The organism is Azospirillum sp. P4_B5 (assembly GCF_056402275.1).
The window spans coordinates 1-21,274 of record NZ_JBFUHT010000062.1 but is presented as its reverse complement, the minus strand read 5'-3'; the positions used below and the strand labels follow the sequence as shown (position 1 = coordinate 21,274).

Below are 21,274 nucleotides of genomic sequence, written 5' to 3'. Positions count from 1 at the left end.
CCAATTGGATCGCCGTGAAGGCATTCCCGCTGAAGAAGCCCGGCGCCAAACCGAAGCGCGCATCGCTGCGCGGCGCAAAGATAGGTAGAGAAATGGAGTTCTCTGTTTTCGGGTCTGACTGACAATATCCTGTAGTAATGGAGCGCAAAATGAATGATGAAGTTTTAGAAGTTTATGATTCTTTAAAGAAAGAGTTAACTTGGTTGCATGGGCGGTGGAAAATATACCGGCAACTTTACGGAACTTCAAGTGATAGAATTGATTTATTAAATAATTCTGCTCCTACATTCTTTTACTTTACTCAGCAAATTATGATTAACGATATACAGGTATCTTTAGGCAGGTTAACAGATCCGGCAAGGATGGGGAAATCAGAAAATTTATCTCTAGAGCAACTTCAGGAAAGAATTGACAAATTTCATTGTGGAGAATTTTCGCATAATGCAAGGGGACTTCTTGATGCAGTTCATGAAATATGTGATCAATTCCGCGCATTAAGAAATAAAAAGCTTGCCCATCTTGACTTGGATCACGCTCTAGAAAGAAGTGCAAATCCGATTCCCTATGCCTCAAGAGAGCAAGTTGAAAAGGCGCTTCTATCAATGAGGACTTATATGAACCATATCGAAGGATATTTTTATGATAGTGAATATGCATACAACTTGTTCGTAATGAGCAGCGATGGAAATCATTTGGTTTGGATGCTGAAATCGGCTTTGAGATACCGTGAACTTGTGGATGAGGGAGTGATTCCAATTGATGATTTGGAAAAGATGAAGTGGAAGGATGCCTGATTTTGCGTAGAAACTACTAGAAGAAGAAAAAGTGCGAATTCATCGCACGCAATCCGCCAGCCCGTCCCGTTCCACCACGGCCATGCGCCGCTCGATGATCCCCGCCCGCCGCGCCACATAGTTTCCGGGCGGGTTCGGAGACCAGTTGCGGGGGTTGGGCAGAACGATGGCCAGAAGGGCGGCCTCGCGGCGGGTCAGGGCCGAGGCCGGCTTCTTGAAATGGTGGCGGGCGGCGGCCTCGGCGCCGTAGACGCCGTCGTCCCACTCCACGCTGTTCAGATAGACCTCCAGGATGCGGCTCTTCGGCCACAGCGTCTCGATCAGCAGGGTGAACCACGCCTCAATGCCCTTGCGGGTCCAGCTGCGGTCCGGCCAGAGAAAAGCGTTCTTGGCGGTCTGCTGGCTGATCGTGCTGCCGCCACGCAGGCGCCGGCCCTCCTCGTTGTCCTCGAAGGCGCCTTCGATGGCCGCCCAGTCGAAGCCGCCATGGCCGCAAAACAACGTGTCCTCCGACGCGATGACGGCGCGGGCGAGGTGGGGAGAAATTTGCGACATGGGCACCCAGTCGTGCGCCAGCCCGGACCCTCCGGCGGCGCGGATCAGCATCAGCGGCGTCGCCGGCACCGGCACCACACGGTAGAGCGCCGCCCAGCCGACGCTGAAGGCCACCAGGGCGACGGCCAGGGCCATCAGGAGTCTCAGCAGACGCCGGACCGGAAACCGCATGCGCTCGACCTCTCCTCTGCGACGCTCAAGGACGGGGGAGCACTTTCGAGGGGGCGGGCCGATCGGTCAACACGGGTTTGCTCGCATTGCAGCGGCGGGGACCACTATACTGCGCGCCATGGATCTGACCTCGGCGCCCTCCCTCCCGTCCTTCAGCCTCGATGACGCGCCGGCCCTGGTCGCCGGCGCGCGGCGCGTGGTCCTGCTGACCGGCGACGGGGAGGTGGAGGAACTGGCCCCCGCCGCTGCCGCGAAGCGGGCGCGCCGACAGCCGCCGCTCGTGTGCCACGCGCGGGCGATGGCGCGGCGGCTGGGGACGGAGCCCTTCGCCGCCTTCGACCTGCTGGAGCTGTTCGCCTTCGTCCTGCCCGCCCGCTTCTGCGTGCCGACCCCGCGCGGGCTGGCCGAGGCGCTGGACCTGCCGATCCCCGACGGGCTGGAGGACGACGCGCTGGCCCTCCACCGGGCGGTGCGCAAGCTGCTGGGGTTGCTGGGCGCGCCGGGGCGGGAGGAGGCGTCCGACCCCGTGGCCTTCGCCTGGGAGATGGGGCGCGCCGGCTGGCTGTGGGCGCCCGCGGTGCTGGCCGCGCTGGGCAAGCCGGACGGGCCGGAGAAGGGCGCTGCCCGCGCCGGCCTGCGCGTCTGGACGCGCATCAAGGAGTGGCAGGACGGCCCGCCCGAGCCGCCGCCCGCCCACCATCCGGTGGAGCCGGACGAGGCGCGGCGCCGGCTGTCGGTGATGCTGGCGGCCAGCGTGCCCGGCAAGGTGGCCGAGCCGCGCCCGCAGCAGGCCGACTACGCCAGCGCGGTGTCCGCCGCCTTTGCCCCGCGCCCCGCGCCCGACACGCCGAACGTCGTGCTGGCGGAGGCCGGGACGGGCGTCGGCAAGACGCTGGGCTATCTGGCGCCGGCCACGGTGTGGGCGGAGAAGAATGGCGGGACGGTGTGGATCTCCACCTACACCCGCAACCTCCAGCACCAGATCGACGCGGAGCTGGACCGCCTCTACCCCGAGCCGGCGACCAAGGCGCGCAAGGTTGTGCTGCGCAAGGGTCGGGAAAACTACCTGTGCCTGCTGAACCTGGAGGAGGCGGTGCGCGGCATGCCGATGCAGCCGCACCACGCCATCGGGGTCGGGCTGATGGCGCGCTGGGCCGCGGCGACCCGCGACGGCGACCTGACCGGCGGCGACTTTCCCGGCTGGCTGGTCGACATCGCCGGGCGCGGGCGGACTCTGGGACTCGCCGACCGGCGGGGCGAGTGCATCTACTCCGCCTGCGACCATTACGCCCGCTGCTACATCGAGAAGAGCGTGCGTCGCGCCCGCAAGGCCGACGTGGTGATCGCCAACCATGCGCTGGTCATGGTGCAGGCGGCGCTGGGCGGCGGCGAGGAGCCGACCCTGCCCACCCGCTACGTCTTCGACGAGGGGCACCATGTCTTCGACGCGGCGGACAGCGCCTTCGCCGGGCATCTGACCGGACGTGAGACCCAGGAACTGCGGCGCTGGCTGCTGGGCGCCGAGGAGACGGGGCGCAGCCGCGCCCGCGGGCTGAAGCGCCGCATCGAGGATCTGGTCGCCAGCGACGAGCGCGCGCAGGAGCTGATGGACGCGGTGATGCTGGGCGCCCGCGTCCTGCCGGCGGAGGGCTGGGCGGCGCGCCTGTCCGCCGACAACCCGCAGGGGCCGACCGAGGCTTTCCTGCTCGCCGCGCGGCGGCAGGTCTATTCGCGAACGGCGGGGCAGGGCGGCCCCTACAGCCTGGAGGCCGACAAGGCATACCCGGTGGACGGTCTGCTCGACGCGGCGGCGGCGCTGGAGGCCGCGCTGGTCCGGCTGTCGGAACCGCTGGCCGGGCTGGCCAAGCGGCTGGCGGCAAGGCTGGAGGACGAGACGGCGGAGCTGGACAGCGACCAGCGGCGGCGCATCGACGCCATGGCGCGCAGCCTGACCCGGCGCGGCGTGCTGACGGTCGAGGCGTGGCGGGCCATGCTGAAAACGCTGCCGGTGGAGACGCCGGCGCAGTTCGTGGACTGGTTCGCGGTGGAGCGGATCGACGGGCGCGACGTCGATGTCGGGCTCTACCGCCACTGGATCGACCCGACCGTGCCTTTTGCGGAGGCCCTGGCCGGGCCGGCGCACGGCATGGTGGTCACCTCCGCCACGCTGACCGACGGCACCGGCGACACCGCGATGGACTGGCAGGCGGCGGAGGACCGCTGCGGCGCCAGCCACCTGCCCAAGCCGGCGCTGCGCGCCCAGGTGCCGTCGCCCTTCGACTATCCCAACCGCACGCGGGTGATGGTGGTCACCGACGTGCGCAAGGACGATCTGGGGCAGGTGGCGTCGGCCTACCGCACGCTGTTCCAGGCGGCGGGGGGCGGGGGCTTGGGGCTGTTCACCGCGATCAGCCGGCTGCGCGCCGTCTACGACCGCATCGTGGAGCCGCTGGACGCCACCGGCGTCCCGCTCTACGCCCAGCACGTCGACCCGCTGGACGTGGCGACCCTGATCGACATCTTCCGGGGGGAGGAGCACGCCTGCCTGCTTGGCACCGACGCGGTGCGCGACGGGGTGGACGTGCCGGGCCGCTCGCTGCGGCTGATCGTCTTCGACCGGGTGCCCTGGCCGCGCCCCGACATCCTGCACCGCGCCCGGCGCGACGCCTTCGGGCGGCGGCGCTACGAGGACATGATCGCGCGGCTGCGGCTGAAACAGGCCTTCGGCCGGCTGGTGCGGCGGGCCGACGACACGGGGGTCTTCGTGTTGCTCGACCCGATGATGCCGAGCCGCCTGTTCGGCGCCTTCCCCGAGGGGGTGGAGGTCCGCCGCGTCGGCATCAAGGAGGCGGTGGAGGCGACCGCGGAGTTCCTGCGCGGCTGGTGAGCGCTCTGAATTATTGGCGTTTTTCCTTTGTGGACAGAAATTTATTCGTGATCGGAGCTTGCTTGATCGGAGTGGTTATGGTTTGTGTTGAAGGACTTTCATCATTGAGTATTTTTTCCTTTTCGGTTTGTTGTCTTGTTTGGGAATTGCTTGAGGGTATGACGAATGGATTGGTTCTCCATTCATCGGTTTTCGTTTTGATAACAAGAATGTATTTCCCCGCTCCAAGCTTGGGGCTGACGTTGAAGTCAAAGACCAGATCCTTGTCCTGCCCTTCTTCTATATTTTTTAACTTTGGTGCTGATGTAATGACCGAATCGAAAGGGGCTATAGGTTCATCGTTCTGATTTGATTCTGGTCTGTTGTAGAAATCGGAGTATCGGTAAAATTCAATGAGAATTGGGTTGCTTTCCTGCAGTTTCCCTGCGGGAAACATGTGGACAGCAAATCCTACGCGATTCGCGGCCGATTCCTTCTTCTGTATAACTTGAGTAATTTTCGCGTCTATGAGATTGTTTCTGGGAATGGTTGCTGGGCCAACACAAGCCACGACGAGCAGCAAAAATCCCAAAAGCAGGCTGATTTTTGACGTTGGTCGGAGCGGACGTTCTATCGTTGTCATGGCTGTGTGGCCTATCCCTGTTTGTTTTCTCAAATCTCAATGAGGTAAATTTGAGAATTCGTAGGATTGTAAGTTTGAACTGCCGTTCTGTATTGAATTGCGTACGTCCCGAGGCGCGTGGATGCACCTTTGCGAGCGGTAAGCGTTCCCATCTGATTGGGGGCGAGGTTGACGCGGTCCGTTCGCGGTTGGAGGGGTTCGAAGGCCGTTTCGAAATAGTTCTCAGCGTATGGCCCCTGGAGACGTGCCAAGTGTTCCCTTGCGCGGACGCCAGAGTACCAAAACTGCGTTTCGATCAGCCCGTTCGACGACTGTTGAGTCGGATTGACGAAATCCGCGGCGGCGACTTCCGTTCCGCCGGTTTTGTAACCCATCAGCTCGCGAAAAGCCGTCAAGGCAGCGATGGCATAGGAAGAAATCTTGTCCCCAGCATTGCGAATGTCCACAGTCGAGCAACCACCCAGAATGGTTGGAATAACCAGACTTGATGTCATGCCGATAATCAAACTTCTTCTTGTGATTGGCGATGATGAAAATGAAATCTCAAATCCACTTTCGTTCATTTCTGCCTCCGCTTTCTAAAAAGAGTACGTGGGAAGCAAAAATATAGAATTATAATCAGTTTAATGAAAATGCGGCAGTTGGACGCCATGCGATTGCATGTCAACCAAAGTTTGAGTATATTTTCCAGTTGATTGAAGCGGGTCAAAAAGGCCGCAGATTTTCGTATATTTGGCTAGCTTAGAGAAATTTCTCAAAAAATTCGTTGTATAAAGATGAACTATTGATTGGTCATAATGTGTTGTCGTTGTTTATCATTGCCAGCCATCATCGTAAAATATAGCATTTTACCAAAATTGAATATTCTATGCTTGCTGTTGGTTGGTGCGCAGTTGTCCGGCAGGCAAGATATGGACGCCGATGGCGCTCGCCGCGAAGGGAAAAGTGCCGGAGTGTACGCCGTGGCAACTCGGAACGGCAACCTGACCGGCGGCGATTTTCCCGGCTGGCAGGCGGCCTATCCTCCCGTTCCGATCCGGTCGACCTCGAAGGGCGTCGTCTGGTAGATCTGGTTGATCCAGTTCGCGAACAGCAGATGGGCGTGGCTCCGCCACCGGTTCTCGGGCGGGCGGCTCGGATCGTCGTCCGGGAAATAGCCGTGGGGAACCGGCGTCGCCGCGTCCTTGGCGACGTCCCGGACATACTCGTTGCGCAGCGTGTCCGTGTCGTACTCGATGTGGTTGAACATGTGCAGCGACCGGTGGGCGGCGTCCTCCAGCAGGCAGGGGCCGGCCTCCGGGGAATCCAGGAGCACGCGCAGGCCGCTGTCGGGGGGGATGTCCTCCTCGCGCACTTCGGTCCAGCGCGACACCGGGATGGGCACACCGTCGGACAGGCCGCACAGATAGGGCGAGGCGGGCGCGCGGTTGCGGTGCCGGTACACGCCGGACGCCTTGCGAGACAGAAGATGTTTCGGCACGCCGTGGAAATGATGAAGGGCGGCCTGCGCCGCCCAACAGATGTTCAGGCAGGAATGGACGTGGCTCTGCGTCCAGTCGAAGACCGAGCGCAGCTCGTCCCAATAGGACACCTCCTCGAAGGGCATCGTTTCGACCGGGGCGCCGGTGATGATGAAGCCGTCGAATTTTTCGCGGCGCGCGTCCTCCCACGACCGGTAGAAGGCGCTCATGTGGTCCGCCGCGGTGTTGCGCGGCACATGGTTGGTGATCCGGATCAGCGACAGCTCGACCTGAAGCGGCGTGCTGCCGAGAAGGCGCGCGATCTGCGTCTCGGTCCGGATCTTGTCAGGCATCAGGTTGAGCAGGCCGAAGCGCAGGGGCCGGATGTCCTGCCGGATGGCGTCGGCCTCCTGCATGACCATGACGCCCTCGGCCTGCAGGGCGGTGAAGGCGGGAAGATCGTTGGGTATCCTGATGGGCATGACTCGTCCGGCTCCGCTGTCGGTGCATCGGTCGGAACAGACGTCATGGCGAACCCCGTTTGTTTGCCGGTCCGGCCACATCCCCCTTCGGGGCGCCACCTTGCTCGGGAAAGCAGGTTGGCGTTGAGCGTCCGCTCAACTCTTGATGCGCGGCGCACATTATACGGGCAGCGGCGGCTTGGCAACAGCGGCGGGACCGCCGGTGGGCGGTCCCGATCACAGGATCCTCAGGCCCCCTTGCCTCAGGCCGCCTTGCCTCAGGCCGCCTTGATGGCGACGAGGAAATTCTCCACCTCGCTCTTCAGGCGCATCGCCCCCTGGTTCAGGTCGCCGGAGGCCGACATCACCTGGGTCGCGGCGCTGCCGGTCTCGGTCGCGGCCTGCGACACGCGGCCGATGTTGCTCGTCACTTCCTGGGTGCTCTGCGCCGCCTGCTGGACGCTGCGGCTGATCTCCTGGGTCGCGGCGCCCTGCTCCTCGATGGCGGCGGCGATGGAGGAGGAGATGTCGTTGATCGAGGCGATGGTCGCCCCGATCCCGCGGATGGCGCCGACCGCCCCGCCGGTGGCCGCCTGGATGGCGCCAATCTGTTGGGCGATCTCCTCCGTCGCCTTGGAGGTCTGGTTGGCGAGGCTCTTCACCTCGCTCGCCACGACGGCGAAGCCCTTGCCGGCCTCGCCCGCCCGGGCGGCCTCGATGGTGGCGTTCAGCGCCAGCAGGTTGGTCTGGGCGGCGATGTTCTGGATCAGGTCCACCACGTCGCCGATGCGCTGCGCCGCCTCCGACAACCCCTGCACGGTGGCGTTGGTGCGGTCGGCCTCGTCCACCGCCTTGCCGGCGATGCCGGCCGACTGCGACACCTGCTGGGAGATCTCGGTGATGGAGGCGGCCATCTCCTCCGACGCGGCGGCGACGGTCTGCACGTTGGCGGAGGTCAGCTCCGCCGCCGCCGCCGCGCTGCCGGCCTCGGCCCGCGTGTGCTCGGCGATGTCGGTCATGCTGCGGGCGGTGGTGTCGAGCTGCGACGCCGCGGCGCCCACGGTCTGCAGGACGCTGTGCACCGCGCCGTCGAAGCTGCGGATCAGCGAATCGACCCGCTCGGTGCGGCGGCGCTTGTTCTCCTCCTCGGCGGCCTGGGCGGCGGTCAGGCGCTCCGCCTCGATCAGCCCGTCCTTGAAGACCTGCACCGCGCGGGCCATGGCGCCGATCTCGTCCTGCCGGTTGCCGCCTTCCACCGCGACGCCAAGGTCGCGCTTGGCCAGACGGTCCATGATGGAGGTCAGGGCGACGATGGGCCGGGCGACCGACTTCGTCATGGCGATGCCGGCGAGCAGGCAGAGGACCGCCACGAAGGCGATGGCGCCCAGAATCCAGCTCTGCGCCCCGACATAGGTGGCGCGGCCCGAGTCCGCCGCCTTCGTGGCGTTTGCGACGTTGGACGCGGTCAGGTCATTGATGAGCGCGGAGCAGTCATCGAACGCCTTGCGCGATTCCTCCCGGTAGATGCCGGTGGCCTTCTCGTTCTCGTTGGCCCGGGAGGGGGGAAGCAACTTGCCCTGGCTGATTTTCAGATAGCCGTCCCAAGCCGCCTCCCAGCGCTTGAAGGTCTGGGTTTCCCAACCGGGGGCCAGCAGCGGCTCATACTTCCGCCGGGCCTCCGCCAGGCGGTTCAGAACCGTGGTCATCTCCTTTTCGACCTCGGCCATTTCCGCCGGGTAGAGCGACAGGATGTGGGACGCCTCCAGGATGCGGTAATCGTTCGCCGCACCGTCGATCTCTCCGATGGCGGTGACGCTGGGCAGCCAGTTGGAGCGGATTTCCTCCGCGGCGTGGTTGACGGTGCTCAGGCGGTCGACGGCGAACAGTCCCAGGGCGATCGACATCAGCAGGACCGCGACGGTGGCGGCGACCACCTTGGTCCGGATGGTCATGGAACTCAGCATGGACATGGCGCGTATCTCTTTCCCCCGAAACGATGCGGCGGCGATTGATTGTTTTGAGTCTGAACGAAAGGAGACGGCAGACCAGACGTCCATGCGTCGGGCGTTGGACTTGCCGGGATCAAATGATGGAACAACAAATATTAAGAAAGACGCAAGAAAGACGCGGGACGGTCTGCTTTGCGTTGTCGCGCGCGCTCTCTTACTGTTCGGAACGACGAACGGCCGGGAGACGGCAAGCCGAGGTTCAGAGGGGCGGCGCGTAGGTGGCCAGCAGGAAGGACAGGGTGACCACGCTGGCGATGGTGGACATCAGGATCGCGGCGGAGGTGCGCTCCACATAGATGCGGTACTGGCTGGCCACCACGAAGGTCAGGGCGCCGGTGGGCAGGCCGGCGAGGATGATGGCCGACCCGGCCCAGAAGGGGTCCAGCGGGAACAGGGTCTGGATGAGGAGCCAGGCCAGCGCCGGCTGCACCACCAGTTTCAGGCCGCTGATCCAGCCGACCTCCAGCAGGTTGGCCTTCAGGCTCTGAGTCGCCAGGAACAGGCCGATGGCGAACAGCGCGCAGGGACCGGCGGAGGCGCCCATCAGGTCGCAGTAGATGGCGATCGGGCGCGGCACCGGCACGCCGGACAGGAAGACCGACCAGGCGAGCCCCAGGGCCGTGGAGATGATCAGCGGGTTCTTGAGCAGCGCGCGGCCCACGTCGCGCAGCGCCTTGCCGATCCCGCCGCCCTGGCTGTTGGCGAACTCCAGCCAGATCACCGCGATGCCGACCATGATCGCGCTCATGATGACGGTGGCGAGGATGGCCGGGGCCAGACGGTCCGGGCCGAAGGCGGCCAGGAACAACGGGATGCCCATGTAGCCGGTGTTGGAGAAGCAGGCGTTCAGCCCCTGCATGCATCGGATCTGCGTCCGCTCCCGGTGGATCAGCCAGCCGAGCAGGGCGCCCAGCGCGTAGACCGCCAGCATCGAGCCGAGGAAGGCGCCGATGAAGGGGCCGTTGAAGATCTCCGACAGCGAGCGCTTCGCGGTGCCGAGGAACAGGACCGGCGGCAGAGCCATCCAATAGACGAACTTGTTCAGCGCCTCCGACGAGGCGGGACCGAGAAGCTTCGCCTTACCGGAAAGGACGCCCGCCAGGATGATGGCGAAGACCGGGAGCGCCACGTTGAAGACCACCGACATGGGGCCCGACCTTAAGGGGCAACCTGTCCCCTGTCGAGGGACCCACCCGTCCGCCGCGGGCATAGCTCCCTTGACGGCGCTCCCTCCCTTGACGGCGCGCGGGGGGCGGGCAAGATTGGGCGGGGCCCTTTTTCCGCAGGAGTTTCGATGATCAACCATCACAGCGCGCTCATCTACGTCATGGTGCTGGTGTCGGCGTGCGACGGCGACATGACGGACGCGGAGCTTGAGGCCATCGGCGAGAACGTCCGCTACCTGCCGATCTTCAAGGATTTCGACATCGACCGGCTGACCGACGTGACCCGCGAATGCTCCGGCCTGCTGGCCGACGCCGACGGGCTGGAGACGACGCTCCAGATCGTCAAGGAGGCCATTCCGTCCAAGCTGTCGGAGACCGCCTACGCGCTCGCCTGCGACATCGCCGCGGCGGACCCGTCGGCCTCGCAGGAGGAGCTGCGAATGCTGGAGCTGATCCGGCACAAGCTGGGCGTGGACCGGCTGTGCGCCGCCGCCATCGAACGCGGCGCGCGGGCGCGCCACACCCGCCTGTGACGGACCGGGACATGACCGGACAGACGGCTCTGACGGGGCGGACGGTCGGCTTTATCGGGCTCGGCCTGATGGGCCGGCCCATGGCCCGCAATCTGGCGAAGGCCGGCGCGGCGCTGCTGATCAGCAGCCGCAGCCCCGGGCCGGTCGAGGAGCTGGCGGGCGAGGGCATGAGCCCCGCCGCCAACCCCGCCGAGGTCGCCGCCCGCGCCGACGCCATCGTTCTGATGCTGTCGGACACCGTGGCGGTGGAGGCGGTGGCGGCGTCCCTGATGGACGCGCTGCGGCCCGGCCATCTCGTCATCGACATGGGCACCACGGCGGTCGGGGCGACCCGCAAGCTGGCCGAGGCCGTCCGCGCCAAGGGCGCCGACTGGGTGGACGCCCCGGTGTCGGGCGGTACGGTGGCGGCGGAGGCCGGCACCCTGACCATCATGGCCGGCGGCACGGAGGAGGCGTTCGCCCGCGCTCTGCCGCTGTTCCAGGCGATGGGCCAGCGCATCACCCATGTCGGCGACAGCGGGGCCGGGCAGGTCGCCAAGATGGCCAATCAGGTGATCGTCGCGCTGAGCATCGGCGCGGTGGCCGAGGCGCTGGCGCTGGCCAAAGCGGCGGGGGTGGAGCCGGGAAAGGTCCGCGAGGCCATCCGCGGCGGCTTCGCCGAGTCGCGCATCCTGGAACTGCACGGCCAGCGCATGGTCTCCGGCGACTTCACGCCGGGCGGCCGCGTGGTCACCCAGATCAAGGACCTTAAACAGGCGGAGGAACTGGCGGAGCAGTCCGGCATCCAGCTTCCCGCGCTGGGCCTCAGCCTGGAGTTGTTCGAGCTGCTGGCCGAGCAGGGCGACGGCGGGCTGGACCATTCCGCCCTGTACCGGCTGTTCGTGAAGTAAGCCCTTCAGGCTCCGGTCGACTCGACGCGGCCGGAGCCATCGAGGGCGAGATGCAGCAAGGGAAACGGGCGACCGCTGTCGTCCAGCGCGGAACGCCCGACCTCGCGGAAGCCGAGACGCCGATAAAAGGCATGGGCGCCGCCGTTCTGTTCGTTCACATCCACCGTCAGATCCGCCCCGTCTTCGAGAACGCGGTCGACCAGGGCACGGCCGATCCCCCGGCCGTGCCATGCCGGGTCGACGAACAGCGTGTCGATCTTCCGTCCGCTCATGCCCAGGAAGCCGMCCGGCCGGKCGGCGCCGTCCGCGGCGACCAGCAGGGCCGCCGCCGGAAGATACTGGTCGCGCACGATCTCGGTGTAGAAGCCGATGTCCTCCTCGCTCAGGAAGTCGTGCGTGCTGCGCACCGCGGCGAGCCAAACGGCGAACAGCGCCGGGGCGTCGTCCGGACGGGAGAAGCGGATCGGGATCACGCGTCCAGATATTCCTTCACCAGCAGTTCGGCGATCTGCACGGCGTTCAGAGCGGCGCCCTTGCGCAGGTTGTCGGTGGAGGCCCAGAAGGACAGGCCGTTGTCCACGGTGTAGTCCTCGCGGATGCGGCTGACGAAGACCGGGTCGTCGCCGGCGACCTCGACCGGGGTGATGTAGCCGTCGTTCTCCTGCTGGTCGATCACCTGCATGCCCGGTGCCTTGCGCAGGATGCGGCGGGCCTCCTCGGCGGTCACCGGCTCCACGCACTCGATGGTGATCGCGGCGGAATGGCCGATGAAGACGGGGACGCGGACGCAGGTCGCGCTGACCTTGATCTTGGGGTCGAGGATCTTCTTCGTCTCGACGTTCATCGCCCACTCGTCCCGCGTCGCGCCGTCCTCCATGAAGGTGCCGATGTGCGGGATGACGTTGAAGGCGATCTGCTTGGAGAAGACGGACTTCTGCACCGGGTCGTTCACGTAGATGGCACGGGTCTGGCTGAACAGCTCGTCCATGCCGTCCTTGCCGGCGTCCGAGGCCGCCTGGTAGGTGGAGACCACGACGCGGCTCACCGTGAATTGCCCGTGCAGGGGCTTCAGCGCCATGGCCAGCAGGATGGCCGCGCCGCCGGGGCTGGCGACGATGTTCTTCTTCGCGTAGCCGGCGAGCGCGTCGGCGTTGACCTCCGGGACCACCAGGGGGACGTCGGGGTCCATGCGGAACTGCGGGCTGGCGTCGATCACCACGGCGCCCGCGGCGGCGGCGCGCGGCGCGTGGGCCGCCGAAACCTTGGCGTCCGCGGCGAACAGCGCGATGTCCACGCCCGTGAAGTCGAAGCGGCCGACGTCCTCGACCTTCAGCACCGCGTCTTCGCCGAAGGACACCTCCTTGCCGACCGCGCTGTCGGCGGCCAGGGCGATCACCGCGTCGGCCGGAAACCGGCGGTCGGCGAGGGTGGCCAGCATTTCCCGTCCGATGTTGCCGGTGGCGCCGACGACCGCGACTGTGTAGCCCATGGCGGTTAATCCCTGTGATCTGCGGTGCGAAGAGGGCTTGAGGTATGCGGTTCCCATTGGAATTGCAACAGCGCCCGCGTTGTGACACCGTGTCCGCCCTATCACGAACGACCGCGACCGGCACACCGGGGCATGGCCACTCCGCTCGAAGACATCATTGCCAAGGCGATCAAGGACGCGGACAAGTCCTTCTTCAACGAGGACTACACCAAGCAGGCGCGCTCGGTGATGAGCGCGCTGAAGAAGGCCGGCTACGAGGTCGCTCCGGTCCGTCCGCCCGAGGGGCTGGTGGAGTGGGCCAAGGAGAACATCCCCTTCGGCCGGCTGCGTCCGGCGGAGCTGATTACCCAGATGTATTCGATGATGGTGGAGAATGTTCGCCGCTTCGACAGGTAATAGGCTGAACCGCAAAACCGCGTTTCGGCCCTGGTAATACCAGCTGCGACAAAGCCCGTTAGTTTTCAGGCACTTCCCGCGGTGCGCCATTTTGGCCACGGCCAAGTCCCTGCCGTTGACTCATGTGCGGTAGAGGCGTAATTCAATCGCCAAACACAGCAGGGCTTAAAACTTTCGGTCTCGCATCACCCGCCGTCGCGGCAACAGCCCTCCTTGCCGCGACCGGTCGCCGAACTGAGGACGACGCAATGGCAAACGGCAGCGGTCGGCCGCTCTCTCCGCATCTGCAAGTCTACAAACTCCCCAGGACCGCGCTCCTGTCCATCACGCACCGCATCACGGGCGTGGGGCTGGCGGTCGGGACCCTTCTGCTGACCTGGTGGCTGGTCGCCGCCGCCACCAGCCCCGCCGCGTACGAACGCGCGCAGCACTTCATCGGCTCGTTCTTCGGGCTGCTGCTGATGTTCGGCTGGTCGCTGGCGCTCTACTATCACCTGTGCAATGGCATCCGGCATCTGGTGTGGGACGCCGGCAAGGCGTTCGAGCTGAGCGAGGCCGATCGCGGCAACCAGATCGTCATCGGTGCGGCGGCCGTGCTGACCGTGCTGACCTGGATCATCGGCCTGGCCGTGTGGTGAGGAGAGAAGACATGGCGTCCAACAGCAAGACCCTCCGCTCGCCGCTGCAGATCGCGCGTGGCCTGGGTTCCGCCAAGCACGGCACCGAGCATTGGTGGCACCAGCGTGTCACCGCCATCGCCCTGGTTCCGCTGACCATCTGGTTCGTCTTCGGGGTGATCCGCCATCTCGGCGCCGACCACGCGGCCTTCGTCGCGTGGCTGCAGTCGCCCTTCTCGGCGCTGATGATGGTGCTGACCGCCGTGGTCACCTTCCACCACGCCCAGGCCGGGCTGCAGGTGGTGATCGAGGACTACGTGCACAATGAGATGGCGAAGATCCTGAGCATCCTGGCCGTGAAAGCCCTGTGCTTCGTGCTGGGTGCCGCCTGCGTCATCGCCGTCCTCAAGATTTCGTTCGGAGCCTGACGAGCCATGGCCGCCTACGATATTATCGATCATTCCTATGACGTCGTCGTCGTCGGTGCCGGCGGTGCGGGCCTGCGCGCCACCTTCGGCATGGCCGAGAAGGGCCTGAAGACGGCGTGCATCACCAAGGTCTTCCCGACCCGCTCGCACACCGTGGCCGCCCAGGGCGGCATCTCGGCGGCGCTCGGCAACATGAGCGAGGACGACTGGCGCTTCCACATGTACGACACCGTCAAGGGGTCGGACTGGCTGGGCGACCAGGACGCCATCGAGTACATGTGCCGCGAGGCCATCCCGGCGATCATCGAGCTGGAGCACTACGGCGTGCCCTTCTCGCGCACCCCGGAAGGCAAGATCTACCAGCGCGCCTTCGGCGGCATGACCGCCCATTACGGCAAGCAGCAGGCCTACCGCACCTGTGCGGCGGCCGACCGCACCGGCCACGCCATCCTGCACACCCTCTACCAGCAGTCGCTGAAGCACGAGGCGGAGTTCTTCGTCGAGTATTTCGCGCTGGACCTCATCATGGAGGACGGCGTCTGCAAGGGCGTGGTGGCCTGGAACCTCGACGACGGCACCATCCACCGCTTCCGCGCCCAGCTCGTCGTGCTGGCGACGGGCGGCTACGGCCGCGCCTACTTCTCCGCCACCTCGGCCCACACCTGCACGGGCGACGGCGGCGGCATGGTGCTGCGCGCCGGCCTGCCGCTGCAGGACATGGAGTTCGTGCAGTTCCACCCGACCGGCATCTACGGCTCCGGCTGCCTCATCACCGAAGGCGTGCGCGGCGAGGGCGGCTACCTCACCAACTCCAACGGCGAGCGCTTCATGGAGCGTTACGCGCCGTCGGCCAAGGACCTCGCCTCGCGCGACGTGGTGTCCCGCTCGATGACCATCGAGATCCGCGAAGGCCGCGGCGTCGGTGAGCACAAGGACCACATCCACCTGCACCTGGAGCATCTCCCGCCGGAGATCATCCACCAGCGCCTGCCCGGCATCGCCGAGACGGCCAAGATCTTCGCCGGCGTGGACGTCACCAAGGAGCCGATCCCGGTTCTACCGACGGTGCACTACAACATGGGCGGCATCCCCACCAACTTCCGGTGCGAGGTGGTCAACCCGACCGCCGAGGACCCGGATCGCGTGGTGCCCGGTCTGATGGCCATCGGCGAGGCGGCCTGCGTGTCGGTGCACGGCGCGAACCGCCTCGGCTCCAACTCGCTGCTCGACCTCGTGGTGTTCGGCCGTTCGGCGGCCATCCGCGCCGCCGAGATCGTCGAGAAGGGCAAATCGGTGTCGTCGTCCGCCGCCGCGACCGACGTCGCCCTGGAGCGCTTCGATCGCATCCGCAACGCCAAGGGCTCCATCAAGTCGTCGGAGCTTCGCCTGGAAATGCAGCGGACCATGCAGAACAACTGCGCGGTCTTCCGCACCGGCGAGGTGCTGGAGGAGGGCGTCAAGCTCATCGACCAGACCTTCGCCAAGAAGGGCGACATGGCGATCAGCGACCGTTCGCTGGTCTGGAACTCCGACCTCGTCGAAGCCATCGAGCTGGACAACCTGCTGTACCAGGCGGTCGCCACGCTCCACTCGGCGAAGAACCGTCCGGAGAGCCGCGGCGCCCACGCCCGCGAGGATTATCCGGACCGCGACGACGAGAACTGGATGAAGCACACCGTCATCGAGGTGTCGGACAAGGGCGAGACGAAGATCGGGTACCGCCCGGTCCATCTCTACACCCTGACCGACGAGGTGCAGGTGTTCCCGCCCAAGGCCCGCGTCTACTAAGGCGGCAAGAGCAAGGCAAGGATACGAACCATGGTCGAATTCAACCTGCCCGCCAATTCCAAGGTCGGCGTCGGCAAGACCATCAACGCCGCCAGCGGCGCCAAGCGGGCGAAGACCTTCAAGATCTACCGCTGGTCGCCGGATGACGGACAGAACCCGCGGGTCGACACCTACGTCGTCGATCTCGACAAGTTCGGCCCGATGATCCTGGACGCGATCATCTACATCAAGAACAACATCGACTCGACCCTGACCTTCCGGCGCTCCTGCCGCGAGGGCATCTGCGGGTCCTGCGCGATGAACATCGACGGCACCAACACGCTGGCCTGCCTGAAGGCCATCGAAGAGGTGAAGGGCGACGTCAAGATCTACCCGCTGCCGCACATGCCGGTGGTCAAGGATCTCGTCCCCGACCTGAAGCACATCTACGCCCAGCTCGCCTCGATCAAGCCGTGGCTGCAGTCGCAGTCGCCGGCCCCGAGCCGCGAGCGCCTGCAGTCGCCGGAGGACCGCGCCAAGCTGGACGGTCTCTACGAGTGCATCCTGTGCTTCTGCTGCTCGACCTCCTGCCCCAGCTACTGGTGGAACGGCGACCGCTATCTCGGCCCGTCGATCCTGCTCCAGGCCTACCGCTGGATCGTGGACAGCCGCGACGAGATGACGGGCGAGCGCCTCGACAACCTCGAGGATCCGTTCCGCCTCTACCGCTGCCACACCATCATGAACTGCACCAAGGCGTGCCCGAAGGGGCTCAACCCGGCCAAGGCCATCGCCGAGATCAAGAAGCTGATGGTCGTGCGCCGCTGATCATCCTCAGCGGTTCGTCGATAGAGAGCGGGGCGCCTCCGAAAGGGGGCGCCCCGTTTGTTTTGGTGCCGGGTACCGGGATCAAGCGAAGTCCGGATCGGTGGGCCGGGACGGCGGCAGGTCGTCGTTGGGCAGGGGGGAGGGCATGTCCTCCTGCGGGCCGGGGGTCGGGAGGTCCGGGTTGTCGGTCAGGGGGCCCGGGGTGGGAACGTCCTGGCCCGGCGGCGGGAAGGGCGGGGCCGCGCGCAGCGGCTGCGGAAAGGCGCTCGAATAGGTCCAGCCCATGGGTCGTTCGCTCCCGGTGTGATGAAGGTGTCCTGCATCAACCGTCCGGCCGGCCCGTCTGCGCAGGTTGACCGACGGCGATGAGGGGGTATGCTTTTCGGGGGAGCGAACCATCCGGATAGAACCAACCCGAAGCCAAAAAGGGAGAAGATCATGGGTAGCACGGCCGGTCAGGCGTTGAGCTACATCCAGGGCGAATGGATCGCGGGTAACCCCGCCATCGTCGGCCCGATGACTCACGCGCTCTGGCTGTCTTCGGTCGTCTTCGACGGCGCCCGCGCCTTCCAGGGCGTGGCCCCGGACCTCGACCGCCACTGCGCCCGCGTCGTGCGCTCCGCCCAGGTGATGGGCCTCGCCCCCATGCTGACCGCCGGAGAAATCGAGGAGCTGTGCTGGGACGGCATCCGCCGCTTCCCCGAGGAGGCCGAGCTCTACATCCGGCCCATGTTCTACGCCGAAGAGGGCTTCGTCGCCCCCGACGCGGAGAGCACGCGCTTCGTCCTGTCGGTCTACGAGGCGCCGCTGCCCAGCGCCGCCGGCTTCACCGCCTGCCTGTCCAGCCGCCGCCGTCCGATGCCGGACATGGCGCCGACCGAGGCCAAGGCCGCCTGCCTCTACCCCAACGCCGGGCTGGCGCTGAAGGAGGCGCGGGAGCGCGGTTTCGACAACGCCATCATGCTCGACCCCATCGGCAACGTGGCGGAGTTCGCGACGGCCAACCTGTTCATCGCCAAGGACGGGGTGGTCCGCACGCCGGTGCACAACGGGACCTTCCTCAACGGCATCACCCGCCAGCGCGTGATCGCCCTGCTGCGCGACGACGGCGTGGCGGTGGAGGAGGCCACCCTGAGCCCCCGCGACGTCCTGGAGGCGGACGAGGTCTTCTCGACCGGCAATTACGCCAAGGTGGTCCCGGTCACCCGCGTCGAGGACCGCGCCCTGCAGCCCGGTCCCCTGGCCGCGCGGGCGCGGGCGCTCTATTGGGAGTTCGCCTTCCGCTGATCGGCGTCGATCGATCCAAAACGCCGGTTTCCGGGCGGTATGCGGCCCAGAAACCGGCTTGATAGGTGGCCTGATCCGCGGCATGATTCCTGTGAAACGGTGGACCGGTCCACCGGAGGAATCAGTTCAAGGGGGAAGGGCATGCAATTCCGCGAACGGCGCCGTGTGATCCAGGTGATCCGCACCGTCTACGATCCGGACCTGAAGCGCGGGCGGTCGGAACTGGTCGGGAAGATCGACAAGGCCGCGCCCCTGGTCACCGACAGGCTCCAGAAAAGCTGCACGCCGGAAGAGTTGTCGGAAATCCTCACTTATCTGGACGACCGCCACAGCCGCCTGCGCAACGAGGCGGTGCGCGCCGGGGCGGAAACCCTGCCGGCCCAGATGCGGGAGGCGGCGGAGTATTTCCGCACCCACCGCGACGACGATGCGCGGGCCTTCGCGACGGAAATCCGCTTGGCGTGGGAGGAGTTGAAGACGGCCCTGCGCGAGTCCGGCTTTTCAAAGAGCAAGGTGTTGAAGAAGGCTACCGAGAAGGCCGGGGCGCCGATGGTCGCTGTGGAAGTCGCTTTGGAAGAGGTGGCCGAGCCAGCGGAGGTTCCGCCTGCCGAGGCGCCGGTTCGCAAGCCGCGCGCAAGGAAGGTGAAGACCGCCCGTGTCGTTGCCCTGAACACAGAGGTTTCCAAGGCGGACGAGACCGGCGCTCCTCCGGCCGCCTGAGGGCGCGGCACAGGCTCAAGCCCCCGCAAGGAACAGGATGCTGGCGGCGTTGCGGTGGTGGGCCAGAGCGGCGGTGAGGCGGGACAGCCACGCATCGCCAGCGGTCCGATCGGCGGGCAGGGTGCGGCGGCGCTGTGCCGCGCCTTGCCGGGCCTCGGCGGCCAGACGGTCGTGCAGGCGAAACACCGCAGCGCAGGCCAGGGCGGTATGACGGTCCGTCCCGTCCAGAAGCGCCGTACGAAGCACGCCGCGGGGCGGCGCGTCGTCGTGACGGCGCTCGAGATCATGCAAACGATGTGAAACGGGGGACAGCGGGGCGGGGGTTGGACGCGGCGGCGCCTCGGTGGATCCGGTCATCCCCGGACGTTAAGCCTTCCGATGACCGAAGTAAAGGATAAATATCCTAGGACAGAGTGCCGCAGGGCTGACGCTTACTGGCTCGCCCAGACGATGCGGGCCATCCAGGCGACCTCGGCGCGCGGGATGCTGCGGTCCGGATGGGCGCGGTTGATGGAGATCAGCTCGATCTTCGTGGCGGTTTCGCGGAGGAGCTGCTTCGCCATCACCTCGCCGCCCTTGGTGCGGACGACGACGCGGTCGTTGCGCCGAATCTGCGCGGCGGGCGAGACGATGATGGTGTCGCCGTCGCGGTAGACGGGGTCCATGCTGTCCCCGGCGATCTCCAGCGCATAGGCGTGCGGATCCCCGATGCTGGGGAACAGAAGCTCGTCCCAGCCCACACCCGAAGGAAAGCCGGCGTCGTCGAAGAAACCCGCGTTGCCCGCCTGCGCGTAGCCGATGACCGGCACCCGTTGGAGCGAGCCGGCGCCCGCGGCATCGCCGACGAGGCTGACGAACTCCGACAGCGATGCGCCGGTCGCCTCCAGAACCTTGGACACGCTTTCCGTCGACGGCCAGCGGAGCTTGCCGTCGCCGGTGGTCCGCTTGCTCTTGTTGAAGGTCGTCGGGTCGAGCCCCGCGCGCCGCGCGAGCCCGGAGGCCGACAGCCCGTGCTGGGCCGCGAGGCGGTCGATCGCCCGCCAAATGTCCGCATGTTTGAGCATGGGAGGATAATCACATAAACCAACCAGTCCGTCCCTAGGAACCTATTCATATTTTCCTTGACGAAGGACTTTAATCAGTACATAACGTGAACATGTGTTCGCCAGCCGCGCGTGCCGCGGCCCATCCAGCGCTCCACCCGAGAGCGAAGCTGCGCTTGCGAACCCAAAAGCTGCAATTCCCGAGGGAGGCCTCACGCATGGTCCATCACCGCAACACGTCCATGGTCCTGTCCGACGCCGTCGGGGAACCGTTCGGCAGCGCGGAGGAGGCGTGGTTCTGGTCGGTCCAGGCGCAGGACGCCAAGGCCGCCGGCGCGCGCATCGCCGCCGGGCGCGGGCTGGTCCAGCGCCCGTGCGAACCCGGCGACGTGCTGTGCGCGGTGGACCGGCTGTACCGGCGCCGCCTGCTGATCCGCGACCATCTGCATGTGCTGGTCCATTACGGGCGCCGCCTGATGGCGCCGGACCCGGCGCGCTACCGCGAACAGCGCGCCCACACCCTGTGGCGGGAGGCGTTCGACCGGCTCCGCCCGGTGCTGCGCGAGAAGGGCATCGTCCAGTGAGCACGCCGATGCCCCAGCCGTGCCGGGCGGGAGCCTGCCAGGCCGGAGCGGGCGCGCCGCGCGTCTGGGTGGTCTTCCGGGGCGAGGCGGAGCTGTGGTGGTTGCGCCTGCTGAAACCGGGATTCCGCCATTGCTTCGCGCTGCTGCACGACGGGCGCCACTGGGTGATCGTCGATCCGCTCTCGCCCTTCACCGACGTGTCGGTCCTCGACCTGCCCGCGGCCTTCGATCTGCCGGGCTGGTACCATGGGATGGGCATGGCGGTGGCCCCGGCGCCGGTGCGGCGCGGCCTGACCCGCCCGGCCCCCTGGGCGCCCTTCACCTGCGTGGAGGCGGTCAAGCGCCTGCTGGGGCTGCATGCCCCCGGCGTCCTGACGCCCTGGCAGCTCTACCGCCGCCTGACGCGTCCCGCCGCCGCGTCCTGACCCGCGCCGCCGGCCTCTTCCGCTTCCTGTCGCCCCGTCACACCACGAGCAAGGAAACCCCGCCCATGGCGAACCTGTTCAAGGCGCCCCGGCCGGCGCCGCCGCCTGCGCCCGCCCCGGCCCCCGCGCCCACCCCTCAACC

Annotated in this window: 24 protein-coding genes and 1 riboswitch; of the genes, 13 read left to right on the top strand and 11 right to left on the bottom strand. The window is 66.2% G+C overall.

All coding sequences use genetic code 11. From position 1 onward, the window contains the following. The first annotated feature begins 149 nt into the window (after positions 1 to 149). On the top strand, positions 150 to 794 hold the full coding sequence (locus AC1DVI_RS29345; protein ID WP_476960968.1) for an AbiU2 domain-containing protein: 645 nt from the start codon (positions 150 to 152) through the stop codon (positions 792 to 794). Positions 795 to 833: 39 nt separating this feature from the next. Here AC1DVI_RS29345 and mtgA read toward each other — a convergent pair whose 3' ends face one another. Further along, entirely contained in the window at positions 834 to 1,520 is a 687-nt protein-coding gene (gene mtgA / locus AC1DVI_RS29340) for a monofunctional biosynthetic peptidoglycan transglycosylase (protein ID WP_476960967.1), read from the bottom strand. A 118-nt stretch (positions 1,521 to 1,638) separates the two neighbouring features. Here mtgA and AC1DVI_RS29335 point away from each other — a divergent pair, with 118 nt between their 5' ends. After that, complete coding sequence (locus AC1DVI_RS29335; protein ID WP_476960966.1) at positions 1,639 to 4,407, top strand: ATP-dependent DNA helicase; 2,769 nt, start codon at positions 1,639 to 1,641, stop codon at positions 4,405 to 4,407. A 10-nt stretch (positions 4,408 to 4,417) separates the two neighbouring features. Here AC1DVI_RS29335 and AC1DVI_RS29330 read toward each other — a convergent pair whose 3' ends face one another. The 5 genes from AC1DVI_RS29330 to AC1DVI_RS29310 all read right to left on the bottom strand — a co-directional run bounded on the left by AC1DVI_RS29330 (position 4,418) and on the right by AC1DVI_RS29310 (position 10,106). Beyond that, complete coding sequence (locus AC1DVI_RS29330) at positions 4,418 to 5,029, bottom strand: hypothetical protein (RefSeq protein ID WP_476960965.1); 612 nt, start codon at positions 5,027 to 5,029, stop codon at positions 4,418 to 4,420. Positions 5,030 to 5,058: 29 nt separating this feature from the next. Then, positions 5,059 to 5,592 carry a hypothetical protein gene (locus tag AC1DVI_RS29325; protein ID WP_476960964.1) on the bottom strand — a complete coding sequence of 178 codons (534 nt, stop codon included), beginning with the start codon at positions 5,590 to 5,592 and terminating at the stop codon, positions 5,059 to 5,061. A 455-nt stretch (positions 5,593 to 6,047) separates the two neighbouring features. Next, positions 6,048 to 6,971, bottom strand: a complete 924-nt coding sequence (locus AC1DVI_RS29320; protein WP_476960963.1) for a homoserine O-succinyltransferase — start codon at positions 6,969 to 6,971, stop codon at positions 6,048 to 6,050. A gap of 49 nt (positions 6,972 to 7,020) precedes the next feature. Further along, a riboswitch (SAM-I-IV-variant riboswitch) is annotated at positions 7,021 to 7,125 on the bottom strand. 103 nt (positions 7,126 to 7,228) lie between these two features. Continuing rightward, on the bottom strand, positions 7,229 to 8,920 hold the full coding sequence (locus tag AC1DVI_RS29315; protein ID WP_476960962.1) for a methyl-accepting chemotaxis protein: 1,692 nt from the start codon (positions 8,918 to 8,920) through the stop codon (positions 7,229 to 7,231). 238 nt (positions 8,921 to 9,158) lie between these two features. Next, entirely contained in the window at positions 9,159 to 10,106 is a 948-nt protein-coding gene (locus tag AC1DVI_RS29310; protein WP_476960961.1) for an AEC family transporter, read from the bottom strand. Between the two features lie 147 nt (positions 10,107 to 10,253). On the opposite strand from AC1DVI_RS29310, the gene AC1DVI_RS29305 reads away from it, so the two are divergent. Both AC1DVI_RS29305 and AC1DVI_RS29300 read left to right on the top strand, forming a co-directional pair. Next, a complete protein-coding gene (locus AC1DVI_RS29305; RefSeq protein ID WP_014241609.1) occupies positions 10,254 to 10,658 on the top strand; it encodes a tellurite resistance TerB family protein in 405 nt (134 codons plus the stop codon). An 11-nt stretch (positions 10,659 to 10,669) separates the two neighbouring features. Then, positions 10,670 to 11,548, top strand: coding sequence for an NAD(P)-dependent oxidoreductase (locus AC1DVI_RS29300; RefSeq protein WP_476960960.1), 879 nt, complete (start codon positions 10,670 to 10,672; stop codon positions 11,546 to 11,548). Between the two features lie 5 nt (positions 11,549 to 11,553). Here the strand turns inward: AC1DVI_RS29300 and AC1DVI_RS29295 are convergent, their stop codons facing one another. Further along, on the bottom strand, positions 11,554 to 12,021 hold the full coding sequence (locus AC1DVI_RS29295) for an acetyltransferase (protein WP_476960959.1): 468 nt from the start codon (positions 12,019 to 12,021) through the stop codon (positions 11,554 to 11,556). Then, positions 12,018 to 13,037 (bottom strand): aspartate-semialdehyde dehydrogenase, encoded by a 1,020-nt coding sequence (locus AC1DVI_RS29290; RefSeq protein WP_476960958.1) that lies wholly within the window; start codon positions 13,035 to 13,037, stop codon positions 12,018 to 12,020. Before AC1DVI_RS29290 ends, AC1DVI_RS29295 begins: the two co-directional genes overlap by 4 nt. Before the next feature lie 132 nt (positions 13,038 to 13,169). On the opposite strand from AC1DVI_RS29290, the gene AC1DVI_RS29285 reads away from it, so the two are divergent. The 5 genes from AC1DVI_RS29285 to AC1DVI_RS29265 all read left to right on the top strand — a co-directional run bounded on the left by AC1DVI_RS29285 (position 13,170) and on the right by AC1DVI_RS29265 (position 17,073). Continuing rightward, complete coding sequence (locus tag AC1DVI_RS29285) at positions 13,170 to 13,433, top strand: hypothetical protein (protein WP_145622814.1); 264 nt, start codon at positions 13,170 to 13,172, stop codon at positions 13,431 to 13,433. 248 nt (positions 13,434 to 13,681) lie between these two features. After that, a complete protein-coding gene (sdhC, locus tag AC1DVI_RS29280) occupies positions 13,682 to 14,071 on the top strand; it encodes a succinate dehydrogenase, cytochrome b556 subunit (protein WP_014241603.1) in 390 nt (129 codons plus the stop codon). 11 nt (positions 14,072 to 14,082) lie between these two features. Next, positions 14,083 to 14,478, top strand: coding sequence for a succinate dehydrogenase, hydrophobic membrane anchor protein (gene sdhD / locus AC1DVI_RS29275; protein ID WP_035675804.1), 396 nt, complete (start codon positions 14,083 to 14,085; stop codon positions 14,476 to 14,478). Positions 14,479 to 14,484: 6 nt separating this feature from the next. Continuing rightward, positions 14,485 to 16,266: a succinate dehydrogenase flavoprotein subunit gene (gene sdhA / locus AC1DVI_RS29270; protein ID WP_145622812.1), complete on the top strand. Its 1,782-nt coding sequence runs from the start codon at positions 14,485 to 14,487 to the stop codon at positions 16,264 to 16,266. A 30-nt stretch (positions 16,267 to 16,296) separates the two neighbouring features. Beyond that, the gene (locus tag AC1DVI_RS29265) at positions 16,297 to 17,073 is read left to right on the top strand and encodes a succinate dehydrogenase iron-sulfur subunit (RefSeq protein WP_476960957.1); all 777 of its coding nucleotides are present in this window, start codon (positions 16,297 to 16,299) and stop codon (positions 17,071 to 17,073) included. A gap of 81 nt (positions 17,074 to 17,154) precedes the next feature. Here the strand turns inward: AC1DVI_RS29265 and AC1DVI_RS29260 are convergent, their stop codons facing one another. After that, positions 17,155 to 17,358 (bottom strand): hypothetical protein, encoded by a 204-nt coding sequence (locus tag AC1DVI_RS29260; RefSeq protein WP_035675800.1) that lies wholly within the window; start codon positions 17,356 to 17,358, stop codon positions 17,155 to 17,157. Positions 17,359 to 17,511: 153 nt separating this feature from the next. Between AC1DVI_RS29260 and AC1DVI_RS29255 the strand changes: the two genes are divergently transcribed. Next, on the top strand, positions 17,512 to 18,360 hold the full coding sequence (locus tag AC1DVI_RS29255) for a branched-chain amino acid aminotransferase (protein ID WP_476960956.1): 849 nt from the start codon (positions 17,512 to 17,514) through the stop codon (positions 18,358 to 18,360). Between the two features lie 141 nt (positions 18,361 to 18,501). Further along, positions 18,502 to 19,080, top strand: coding sequence for a hypothetical protein (locus AC1DVI_RS29250; protein WP_476960955.1), 579 nt, complete (start codon positions 18,502 to 18,504; stop codon positions 19,078 to 19,080). Positions 19,081 to 19,095: 15 nt separating this feature from the next. Here the strand turns inward: AC1DVI_RS29250 and AC1DVI_RS29245 are convergent, their stop codons facing one another. Together AC1DVI_RS29245 and AC1DVI_RS29240 are read right to left on the bottom strand one after the other, a co-directional pair. After that, complete coding sequence (locus AC1DVI_RS29245) at positions 19,096 to 19,437, bottom strand: hypothetical protein (RefSeq protein ID WP_476960954.1); 342 nt, start codon at positions 19,435 to 19,437, stop codon at positions 19,096 to 19,098. Between the two features lie 74 nt (positions 19,438 to 19,511). Next, positions 19,512 to 20,144, bottom strand: a complete 633-nt coding sequence (locus tag AC1DVI_RS29240) for a S24 family peptidase (protein WP_014241596.1) — start codon at positions 20,142 to 20,144, stop codon at positions 19,512 to 19,514. Positions 20,145 to 20,341: 197 nt separating this feature from the next. Between AC1DVI_RS29240 and AC1DVI_RS29235 the strand changes: the two genes are divergently transcribed. Together AC1DVI_RS29235 and AC1DVI_RS29230 are read left to right on the top strand one after the other, a co-directional pair. After that, positions 20,342 to 20,707: a hypothetical protein gene (locus AC1DVI_RS29235; RefSeq protein WP_109072273.1), complete on the top strand. Its 366-nt coding sequence runs from the start codon at positions 20,342 to 20,344 to the stop codon at positions 20,705 to 20,707. Then, positions 20,704 to 21,132, top strand: coding sequence for a hypothetical protein (locus AC1DVI_RS29230; RefSeq protein WP_476960953.1), 429 nt, complete (start codon positions 20,704 to 20,706; stop codon positions 21,130 to 21,132). Before AC1DVI_RS29235 ends, AC1DVI_RS29230 begins: the two co-directional genes overlap by 4 nt. The last annotated feature ends 142 nt before the right edge of the window (positions 21,133 to 21,274 follow it).

What these genes read in the sequence shown, in the direction of transcription:
- AC1DVI_RS29300 (WP_476960960.1), top strand. Translation starts at nt 10,670, where the DNA reads ATGACCGGACAGACGGCTCTGACGGGGCGGACGGTCGGCTTTATCGGG.
- mtgA (WP_476960967.1), bottom strand. Translation starts at nt 1,520, where the DNA reads ATGCGGTTTCCGGTCCGGCGTCTGCTGAGACTCCTGATGGCCCTGGCC.
- sdhA (WP_145622812.1), top strand. Translation starts at nt 14,485, where the DNA reads ATGGCCGCCTACGATATTATCGATCATTCCTATGACGTCGTCGTCGTC.
- AC1DVI_RS29315 (WP_476960962.1), bottom strand. Translation starts at nt 8,920, where the DNA reads ATGTCCATGCTGAGTTCCATGACCATCCGGACCAAGGTGGTCGCCGCC.
- AC1DVI_RS29290 (WP_476960958.1), bottom strand. Translation starts at nt 13,037, where the DNA reads ATGGGCTACACAGTCGCGGTCGTCGGCGCCACCGGCAACATCGGACGG.
- AC1DVI_RS29250 (WP_476960955.1), top strand. Translation starts at nt 18,502, where the DNA reads ATGCAATTCCGCGAACGGCGCCGTGTGATCCAGGTGATCCGCACCGTC.
- AC1DVI_RS29265 (WP_476960957.1), top strand. Translation starts at nt 16,297, where the DNA reads ATGGTCGAATTCAACCTGCCCGCCAATTCCAAGGTCGGCGTCGGCAAG.
- AC1DVI_RS29245 (WP_476960954.1), bottom strand. Translation starts at nt 19,437, where the DNA reads ATGACCGGATCCACCGAGGCGCCGCCGCGTCCAACCCCCGCCCCGCTG.
- AC1DVI_RS29330 (WP_476960965.1), bottom strand. Translation starts at nt 5,029, where the DNA reads ATGACAACGATAGAACGTCCGCTCCGACCAACGTCAAAAATCAGCCTG.
- sdhC (WP_014241603.1), top strand. Translation starts at nt 13,682, where the DNA reads ATGGCAAACGGCAGCGGTCGGCCGCTCTCTCCGCATCTGCAAGTCTAC.
- AC1DVI_RS29260 (WP_035675800.1), bottom strand. Translation starts at nt 17,358, where the DNA reads ATGGGCTGGACCTATTCGAGCGCCTTTCCGCAGCCGCTGCGCGCGGCC.
- AC1DVI_RS29325 (WP_476960964.1), bottom strand. Translation starts at nt 5,592, where the DNA reads ATGAACGAAAGTGGATTTGAGATTTCATTTTCATCATCGCCAATCACA.
- AC1DVI_RS29240 (WP_014241596.1), bottom strand. Translation starts at nt 20,144, where the DNA reads ATGCTCAAACATGCGGACATTTGGCGGGCGATCGACCGCCTCGCGGCC.
- AC1DVI_RS29255 (WP_476960956.1), top strand. Translation starts at nt 17,512, where the DNA reads ATGGGTAGCACGGCCGGTCAGGCGTTGAGCTACATCCAGGGCGAATGG.
- AC1DVI_RS29345 (WP_476960968.1), top strand. Translation starts at nt 150, where the DNA reads ATGAATGATGAAGTTTTAGAAGTTTATGATTCTTTAAAGAAAGAGTTA.
- sdhD (WP_035675804.1), top strand. Translation starts at nt 14,083, where the DNA reads ATGGCGTCCAACAGCAAGACCCTCCGCTCGCCGCTGCAGATCGCGCGT.
- AC1DVI_RS29320 (WP_476960963.1), bottom strand. Translation starts at nt 6,971, where the DNA reads ATGCCCATCAGGATACCCAACGATCTTCCCGCCTTCACCGCCCTGCAG.
- AC1DVI_RS29305 (WP_014241609.1), top strand. Translation starts at nt 10,254, where the DNA reads ATGATCAACCATCACAGCGCGCTCATCTACGTCATGGTGCTGGTGTCG.
- AC1DVI_RS29310 (WP_476960961.1), bottom strand. Translation starts at nt 10,106, where the DNA reads ATGTCGGTGGTCTTCAACGTGGCGCTCCCGGTCTTCGCCATCATCCTG.
- AC1DVI_RS29335 (WP_476960966.1), top strand. Translation starts at nt 1,639, where the DNA reads ATGGATCTGACCTCGGCGCCCTCCCTCCCGTCCTTCAGCCTCGATGAC.
- AC1DVI_RS29235 (WP_109072273.1), top strand. Translation starts at nt 20,342, where the DNA reads ATGGTCCATCACCGCAACACGTCCATGGTCCTGTCCGACGCCGTCGGG.
- AC1DVI_RS29285 (WP_145622814.1), top strand. Translation starts at nt 13,170, where the DNA reads ATGGCCACTCCGCTCGAAGACATCATTGCCAAGGCGATCAAGGACGCG.